This window comes from Candidatus Phytoplasma pruni (assembly GCF_013391955.1).
GTDB lineage: Bacteria > Bacillota_I > Bacilli_A > Acholeplasmatales > Acholeplasmataceae > Phytoplasma.
Map to the genome: position 1 here is coordinate 1 of NZ_JABUOH010000008.1, position 8,052 is coordinate 8,052.

The window sequence follows — 8,052 nt, forward strand, 5'->3', positions numbered from 1 at the left end:
CTGCTTGTTCGCGGGCTAGTCGCTCTCTTTCTGCTTGTTCGCGGGCGCGGACGGCTTCAAAATCATACGGTTTAAGTGGAATGAGACTGATATAGGTGATTAATTCATCACTTTGGAGACCGTTATAGGTATAGGTTTCTGCAAGTTAGTCGGCATTAGGAAGGAGGTAAAAATATAATTTATTGCCGTCAATTTTATAAGATAGAGGATTGTGGGCGGCGAGTTTGTTTTTTACTGCATCGTTGATGATGGCGTCGAAGACTTGTTGTTGGGTGGCGAGTTTGTTGTTGATTGCATCGTTGATGATGGTATCTAAGACTTGTTATTGGGTGGGATGGGTGTTGGATAGTGCATCAGCGATGGCGGTGTCGAAAGCTTGTTGTTGAGTGAGGTTGATGATGGTTGTACCGTTGTAGGTTAATTCGTGTTGAGGTGCTTGGACGGGGATGGGGAAGGTTTCTGTTTTGGCGGTGCGGAAATAAGGGATTAAATTGTAGGTAGCGGTGATGATGATGGCGGATAAGAGGGCGAGAGATAGGATGATGAAAAAGGTTAATTTTTTGGGGTGTGTTTTGAGATATTGTTTGAGACGGGACATTGTTTTGATTCTCCTTTTGGAATTTGATTTTTGTTTGACATTGTGTCAATGCCGGAGCGTGGTGGTTTTATTTTGTGGATTTAATATTATTATATATTAATTTTTGGTTTTATTGTTTGTTTTCTTGGGGTTTGGTTTTTATTTTAGGGGGTTGAGGGATGGAGGGTGTTGAGGGGGATGCCGGAGCGTGGGGTGTATATTTTTTTTGTTTTTGATGTTGGGCGGTTGTTAATTTTGGGGTGGTTGTTTGGCGTCTTGGGCGATTTGGTTTTGGGTTTGTGCTTCTTCGATGTAGGTGTTTAGGGCGTCGTCAAGGTCGGGGATGGTGATTTGAGCTAGTTTTTTGGTAGGTTCTTGTTCGGTGCGGTAGTGTCGTTGGGCGGCGTTGATGGCTGCTTTTTTGATGAGGGAGATTAATTGGCGGGTGGATTTTAGGGTTTCGTATGGTTCAATATGTTCGGCGATGGTGTTGAGGTGTCGTTTGGCTTCGGGGGTGATTTTGATTTCTGTTGCGGTTGCGGTGCGGTTTTTTAACTTTTTGTCGGTGAATACTTGGAGGAAATGTTTGCGTGCTGCTAAGTCGAAAGGTTTTACTTCTACTTTGTAGTCGAAACGGGATAAAATGGCAGGATCGATGTCTTCGATGTGGTTGGTGGCGCCGACCCAGTAGATTAATTTGGAGGGATCGTTGTTGATGGAGGTTAGTTGGTTTTTGAATTTGGTCACGATGTTTTTAGTAGCTTGGTCGTCGGCTTTTTTGAGGTTCATCATTGAGACTTCACATTCATCGATACATACTATAACAGGAGCTAATTGGCGGACGTAGTAGAATAAGGCATCGATCATTTCGATGCCGCCTTTTTTGTCGAATTTTTGGAAGATGGTGCCGTCTAGTTCAATGTAATTGTATTGTGATTCTACGGCTAAGGCACGGGCGAGGGTAGTTTTACCTGTTCCTGGCACGCCGTAGAAGATAACGCCGGTAGGCGGGTCAAAGCCGAAATCTTTTAGAACGGTCGGTTTTTGGATATTGAATAAGAAATCAGATAATAATTCTTTTTCCTTTTCCATCCCGATTAGATCGTTGAAACTCTTTTCTTTGTTGATTTTGTCATGCGTGATTAATTTGATATCAGGAGTGTAATAACGGTGGAGAGGGGAATAATCGGGGTCGTTCTCTTCGGTAGAGTCGTTAAATTGGGCGAGAATTTCTTCTTTGGTAGGAGGTTGTGGTTTGGAGATTAGGGAAGAGGGCTTGCCTGAACGTGTGGTGTGGGGGTGATTGCGGGATTGGGCGAGCTCTAACTCTTTTTTGTTTTGTTTTAAGAGGAATTTTGTTTCGTCGGTTTTACCGTCTTTTAAGATATCTCTTAATTGGTCTAGGCGACTGGTGTTGGGTTTTTTTGCTGGATTGGGGGTGGTGGGTTTGATGATGGCTGGTTTATTGATGTGGATTGGTGGGGAGGGCGGGTTTTTTTTAGGGTTTAGGTGTTGGATGAGGAAATAGGCGGGGATGCTGATAGTAGCGAGAATGAGGATGGTGATGATGATGAGAATGGGTTTTTTGTTGGATTTGGTTTTTTTGTTGTTTTTTTGGGGTGGTTTTTTAGACATGAATTGTTCTCCTTTCTGAGAGGGTTGTGGGGATTGCCGGGGCGTGGTTGTTGGGTGTTGTTGGGTGTTGTGGGGATGCCGGAGCGTTGTTGTTGGGTTGTTGATTTTGGGGTGGTGGTTTATCTGTTGATGATTTCTTTGATGGAACCGTCGGGGTTGTAGATGGTTTTTGTTCTTTGTTTGGTTTGGGGGTTATATTCATTTTTGGATTCCAATTGGTTGTTTTCGTTATAATGAAGTGTTAATATATCGTCTCCGTTGTCGTCATATTCGTTTAATTCTGCTGAGGAGCCGTTGTGATGAAAGGTGATACTTTTGATGGGATTACCGGTTTTGTGATTCCACTGTTCGTGAATGTTTAAAGTTCCGTTGTAAAAGTATGCGTTATAAATCATTTTTTTGCCGGTGATGTTGTTATATTCGGTGCTGTTTTTGATATGCCCGTTGTCGTAATAAAATGTATGTTTGGTTAATTTTTCTGTTTTGGGATTGAATTCGGTGTCTTGGGTGATGGTGCCGTTGGTGGCATAGGTGTGTGTTTTGATGGTGTTTTCTGTTTCTGGGTCGTAGTAGGTGATCCAAGAAATAGATTCATCTTCTCGGTATGTTGCTTCGGTGATTTTTTTGTTGTTTTTATTGTAGTTAGTGATGACTGTCGTGCCGTCTTGTTTTTTGCTGATTTTGGTTTTAGGTTGTTTGTAACTGATGAATAAATAACCTAATAAAACAATAATGATGGATGTAATAATAGGGATAATAATTTTTTTTGTTTTTGTTGACATTTGTTTGTCTCCTTTGATTTTTGTTTTTATTTTGAGAGTTGTTTTCTCTGCCGGAGCGTGGTGTTGTGTTGGATGAATTAATCGCGCCAATCTCGGCGCATCTTCCATTCTAGATTTATATTTTTGATAGTTTGCCTTTCATATCTTTCCAAATCATCATAATTTTTAAAATTACGACGGAAAGTTCTGCCTTTGGGGGAACAATATTTGGAAATTCTTCTTTTCGGCATTTTTCTGTTCGCCATTGTTGGATCCTCCTTGGGGGTTGATTTATTGGATTTTGGTTAGATGTTGGTGGAAATAGGTTTTGATGTCTTCATCATTAATAACGTTTTCCGACCAAGGTTTGTGTTCGTCATACGCGTTTAACCATGGTAATTCATCGTGAGTTTGATGAGATAAAAAACTTGCTTTTTTGTCGCCGTATTTCTGGATAATTGTGTCAAGGATGGCTTTTTGTTGGGCGGTTAATTTGTTGGAATTGCCTTGTTTTATAGTGTTGATAGGAATTGGTTGGTAAGTGAATTTTTTTAAAACTTTAGTTAAAGTAGGAAAAACAGGTCCATAGATCCACGCTTGCATTTCTTCTGTTACGAGAGGCTCGTTATATTCAACTAATGATTTAGCATGAGCGTAATAAATCATTTTATTCATTTTCATTTTGGTAATAGGACAAATGTTGTTTTCGATGATGTAATTCGCGATGTCAAAGATGTTGGTTTTCTTGCCGGAGCGTGGTGATTTGTGTTTTGTTGCGATGGGGGTGGTTGATGGCATGTTGGGTGCTCCTTTTTTTTGTTTTTTCTTTAATAAAAATAACGGGGGAAGCGAGGTGTAAAATAATCAATTAAATCTTGGTTAGTAATACGGTTTAACGATATATCATAATTCCCAAATCGATCTTCCCAAGGATCTTCTTGGCAAACTTGTCGGTTTAATTCTTTCGGGGTTTTATGTTTGAATTGATTGATGATAAAGTCCAAGGTTTTTTGTTGTTCTTTGGATAAGGGATTGTTGGTGGCTTGTGGCAAAAGTGGGAGTTTTTGCAAAGGATATTTTCTAATTTCAAAATATAAATCAGGAATAAGCGGGCAGTTAGGCCAGGCTTCAATAGGTTCTTCGAATAAAGGTTGGTGGTTGTTTTGAATTAAATGGTATGCCTGAGCGTAATATAGTAAATTTTGGAGTTTGGTATGGTTTATTTCGTGTTTTTGTTGATAAGAAACGGTGATGATGTAGTTGGCGAGATCGAAGATGTTGGTTGTTGTTTTCTCTGCCGGGGCGTGGTGTGTGGGGTTGTTATTTGTCATTTATTTGTTTTTTCCTTTTTTATTCGTTTGTTGTTGGTTTGTTGGTGTTTTCGAGTTCTTTTATTTTTTTATTTAATTTTTTGATTTGATACATACTATATTGTGTAACGATGACAAGTTCGGTTATAATAACCGTATTTATGATAAAAACTATCAATGAAAGAATTTGTTGAGTTTCCATGATATTATTTCTCCTTTTTATTTGATTTTTTGTTTTTTATTTTGGGTGTTTGTTGGATGGTGTGGGTTGTGTGGGTTTTTTTAATTTGAAGGGAGGGGGATGAAGGGAAATGCGCGGTAGTATAGGTAAATATGGTGATTAGAGATGTGGGGATTGTCTAAACATTCGAGGTCTATATCAAGATCGCGCCAGGGAGATTCTGTTTGGATTTGACGCGCTAAATTTCTAAGAGTAGTTTTGCCGTATAATTTGATAATTTGATCGATGGCTTTTTTATGTGCTTTATATTGGGGCTCCTTTAAATTGCTAGAATTGCCTTTTTTGTGGGGTTTCAAGGGATTACGTTTATATTCTTTGAATTCAAAATATAAATAAGAACAAACTGGTCCGTAAGGCCAGGCTTCAAAAACATCATCAGTGATCGTTTTTAAATTGGTTTTATCGCTAGAATTGTCTATTAAAAATTGAGCGTGAATGTAGTAGGTTAGTTTTTGGAGTTTTAAATTGGTTAGATCTTTAATTTCTTTTTCTGCTGCTTTTTCGATGATGTAATTCGCGATATCTAAGATATTGAGGACGGATGTCATTTGTTGTTTTCTCCTTTTTTTGTTTGTTTTATTGATGTGAGTTGTTTTATTTGCCTGAACGTGGTTGTTTGTTATTTGTTGGATTTGGGTTGGATTTTGGTGGTTATTGTTTTGGAAATTTGTTGTAATTGGTGGTTTCTTTCTTGGATTGTTTCTTTTTCTTTTTGAGAAAGATGTTGTTGTAGTTTTGTGAATTGGGTTTCTATTATGAAATTGATGTTGTTTTGAAAGGTATTTATTTTAATATCTAATTTTTCTGTTATTCCTTGAAAGGTTTTTTCTTTTCCTAATTCTTGAAAGAGGGGGGTTAATTCTTGTTTTAAAGTGTTGTTTTGTTGAGAAATGACGGTGATTATTGTAATGGTGAAAGTTATGATGGCTAACATGATGGTTGTTAAAGAAATGGCGTATAAAAAGTAAGGTTCCATTTTTTTCTCCTTTTTTATTTTTATTTTGTTGGTTCAGAGTTTTTTTATGATGTTTTGTTAGAAATTTAAGCAATTATTGTTTTTTGTTTGGGGTGGTGTTGGATGGAAGGTAAAAACATCTTTTGGTGCCAGAGCGTGTGTATTTACAAACCAAACCGTCGGGATAAATTATTTTAGTAAGGCGTCCTCGGGGAGATTGATATTCCATGGTACCATTTTGAAAGGTGATTTTTTTGATTTTACCGTTGGGATGTGATTCGATAACATGTCCGCCGATGGTTTTGCGTTTTTTGATGGAATTAAGAGGATTGTTATAAAAAATGATGTAATTATTTTTATTTTGGGCGATTTTTTTAATTTTGCCGTTAGGGTAATAATGTTTGGTGTCGCCGTCAGGGAGATGTTCGGTTTTGATTTTACCGTTGGGATAGAAGGTATTTTGGTTTTTTTTCATTTTAAATTCTCCTTTATTTGTTTGATGTTGGGTTAACGTTGGTTTTTGTTGTCTGTTCGAGGTAAATATATTAGTTCTATTTTTCCATTGGCGTTGTCAGAAGTGGGTTTTTTGTCGTCCTCTTTGGTAGTTGGAGGGTTGTCGGATTTTGATGTTGGTTTTTCTTCGGTAGGTTTAATATCGTTGGTATTGTTGTTGGTGGTTGAGATAGGAACGATAGTGATACCGCTGTTTGGTTTTGATGACAAAAAAGGTAATTTTTGGTCGCGGTATAAAACTAAAACATATAAAATTAAATGTAAAATGATGGATATATAAGCTAATGTTTCTAAAATGCGTCCGCAAATAGATTTTTTCATGTTTGGGATGGCTGTTTTAGAATTGGTTTTTCTTGGAGTGGGTTTCTTTTTGGGTGGTTGTTTTTTTGGCATTTTGTTGTGCCTCCTTTTTTCGTTTTTGTTTGGGGTAAGTTGTGTGGGATGCCGGGGCGTGGGGTGTTTGGTTGTTGTTGATTTTAGGTGATCGACCTCCTTTGGGTTGGGGGAGAGAATTGTTGATTTTTTGTTTATAAGGTCCTTGTAGAAGGACCTTATGTTTGGGAAGAGGGGATTATTGGTTGTTTTTTGGATTTGATTCTGAGTTAGTGTTTGCTGTTTGAGATTGTTCTGTTGCAGATTTTGTTTGTGATTCACTGTTTGTTTGTGATTCCGTGTTTGTTTCTGATTTAGGTTGTTCTGTATTAACGTTGTTGTTTTGTGTTTGAGATTGTTCTCCGTTAACGTTGTTATTTACTGTTTCAACGTTTGTTGTTGCAGTGTTTGCTGTTTGAGATTGTTCTGTTGCAGGTTGTACTGTTGCAGTGTTTGCTGTTTCAACGTTGTTGTTTGATACATTTGCCGGAGCAGGTTGTTCTGCATTAACATTGTTGTTTTGTGTTTGAGATTGTTCTCCATTAATGTTGTTGTTTACTGATTCATTGTTTTGTGTTTGAGATTGTTCTGTTGCTGGTTGTTCTGTTGCTGGTTGTACTGTTGCTGGTTGTACTGTTGCAGTATTTGCTGTTTCAACGTTTGCTGTTGCAGGTTGTTCTACATTAGCGTTGTTGTTTTGTGTTTCAACGTTGTTGTTTGATGTTTGAGATTGTACTGTTGCAGTGTTTGCTGTTGCTGGTTGTACTGCTGGTACTTCTTCCATTGATTCATATATGTTGTTAACTGTTGTTTGGACGCTTGTTAATTTTGTTGCCATGTCATTTAATTGAGAATCATAATTTTTGTTTTCTACGGGTTTTTTGTTATTCATTTTGTCAAGTGTTTTTTGAACGTTGGCTAATTGTTCTTTCACGGCGTTTAATTGAGAATCGTAATTTTTGTTTTCTACATTGTTTGTTGTTTCTTTTGTCTGGGATTTGTTTTCTGGTTGTCCTTCATTTTGGGTTGTTGTTTGTTCTGTTTGTGTTTCTGTTGTTGTTTGGACTTGTTCGATTTTGGGACTTTTCATCATCCACCAGCCGACTAATGCTAATGTCGCGGATGCTGCTGTAACTCCTGCTACTGTTAACCATGTTTTTTTGTTGTTTTGCATTTTTTATTCTCCTTGAATTTTATATTTCTCGTAGTTTAGAGTCGGTTGCGGACTTGGGGTGGGTTGTTTTATTATTATTTTTTGTGTTTTTGCCTGAGCGTGGTGTGTGTTGGAATTGTTGTGCGGATTTGGGGTTTTGATTGTTTTTTGGGTGTTGATTTTATTTGCCGGGGCGTGTGTTTGTGTTTTGTTGGATGGAGGGGGTTGTGGATTTGGGGTGATTGTTGGTGGTTTATCGTTTGTATAAGATGGTGATGAGGATGAGGATGGTGGTGATGAGGATGCTAGACCAAAGGATGGTTTTTTTCTTTTTTCTTCGTTTTATGACGGTTTGTTCTACGGATTGATACATTTGGAGAGCTTGTTGATAGGCTTGTTGAGCGTCCTTGTAATCGTGGTGGGCTTGTTGTCGTTCCGCGGAGGTGATTTTTCTGCCGGAGCGGGTGCGGAGGTGGTGGTAGGTGGTTTTATTGGTGCGGTTGTGGGATTGGGGGCGGTAGTCTTTGATGTGGTT

The 8,052-nt window shown here is 38.1% G+C and carries 13 protein-coding genes; all 13 read right to left on the reverse strand.

Annotation, left to right across the window (positions count from 1 at the left end):
- Positions 1-322 precede the first annotated feature (322 nt).
- Entirely contained in the window at positions 323-598 is a 276-nt protein-coding gene (locus HR065_RS00255) for a hypothetical protein (protein ID WP_178733918.1), read from the reverse strand.
- 228 nt (positions 599-826) lie between these two features.
- Entirely contained in the window at positions 827-2,212 is a 1,386-nt protein-coding gene (locus tag HR065_RS00260) for an ATP-binding protein (protein ID WP_178733919.1), read from the reverse strand.
- 119 nt (positions 2,213-2,331) lie between these two features.
- Positions 2,332-2,994: a DUF2963 domain-containing protein gene (locus tag HR065_RS00265; RefSeq protein ID WP_178733920.1), complete on the reverse strand. Its 663-nt coding sequence runs from the start codon at positions 2,992-2,994 to the stop codon at positions 2,332-2,334.
- 77 nt (positions 2,995-3,071) lie between these two features.
- Complete coding sequence (locus tag HR065_RS00270; RefSeq protein WP_178733921.1) at positions 3,072-3,239, reverse strand: hypothetical protein; 168 nt, start codon at positions 3,237-3,239, stop codon at positions 3,072-3,074.
- Positions 3,240-3,264: 25 nt separating this feature from the next.
- Complete coding sequence (locus HR065_RS00275; protein WP_178733922.1) at positions 3,265-3,771, reverse strand: Panacea domain-containing protein; 507 nt, start codon at positions 3,769-3,771, stop codon at positions 3,265-3,267.
- Between the two features lie 29 nt (positions 3,772-3,800).
- Entirely contained in the window at positions 3,801-4,304 is a 504-nt protein-coding gene (locus tag HR065_RS00280; RefSeq protein WP_178733923.1) for a Panacea domain-containing protein, read from the reverse strand.
- Between the two features lie 19 nt (positions 4,305-4,323).
- Positions 4,324-4,485, reverse strand: coding sequence for a hypothetical protein (locus HR065_RS00285; protein WP_178733924.1), 162 nt, complete (start codon positions 4,483-4,485; stop codon positions 4,324-4,326).
- A gap of 80 nt (positions 4,486-4,565) precedes the next feature.
- Positions 4,566-5,072, reverse strand: a complete 507-nt coding sequence (locus HR065_RS00290) for a Panacea domain-containing protein (protein ID WP_178733925.1) — start codon at positions 5,070-5,072, stop codon at positions 4,566-4,568.
- Positions 5,073-5,143: 71 nt separating this feature from the next.
- Positions 5,144-5,500, reverse strand: coding sequence for a hypothetical protein (locus tag HR065_RS00295; RefSeq protein ID WP_178733926.1), 357 nt, complete (start codon positions 5,498-5,500; stop codon positions 5,144-5,146).
- 73 nt (positions 5,501-5,573) lie between these two features.
- On the reverse strand, positions 5,574-5,954 hold the full coding sequence (locus HR065_RS00300) for a hypothetical protein (protein ID WP_178733927.1): 381 nt from the start codon (positions 5,952-5,954) through the stop codon (positions 5,574-5,576).
- A 32-nt stretch (positions 5,955-5,986) separates the two neighbouring features.
- Positions 5,987-6,385 (reverse strand): hypothetical protein, encoded by a 399-nt coding sequence (locus HR065_RS00305; protein WP_178733928.1) that lies wholly within the window; start codon positions 6,383-6,385, stop codon positions 5,987-5,989.
- A gap of 178 nt (positions 6,386-6,563) precedes the next feature.
- Positions 6,564-7,538 (reverse strand): hypothetical protein, encoded by a 975-nt coding sequence (locus tag HR065_RS00310; RefSeq protein ID WP_178733929.1) that lies wholly within the window; start codon positions 7,536-7,538, stop codon positions 6,564-6,566.
- A 232-nt stretch (positions 7,539-7,770) separates the two neighbouring features.
- On the reverse strand, positions 7,771-8,052 hold a 282-nt coding region (locus HR065_RS00315), incomplete at its 5' end, for a hypothetical protein (RefSeq protein WP_178733930.1).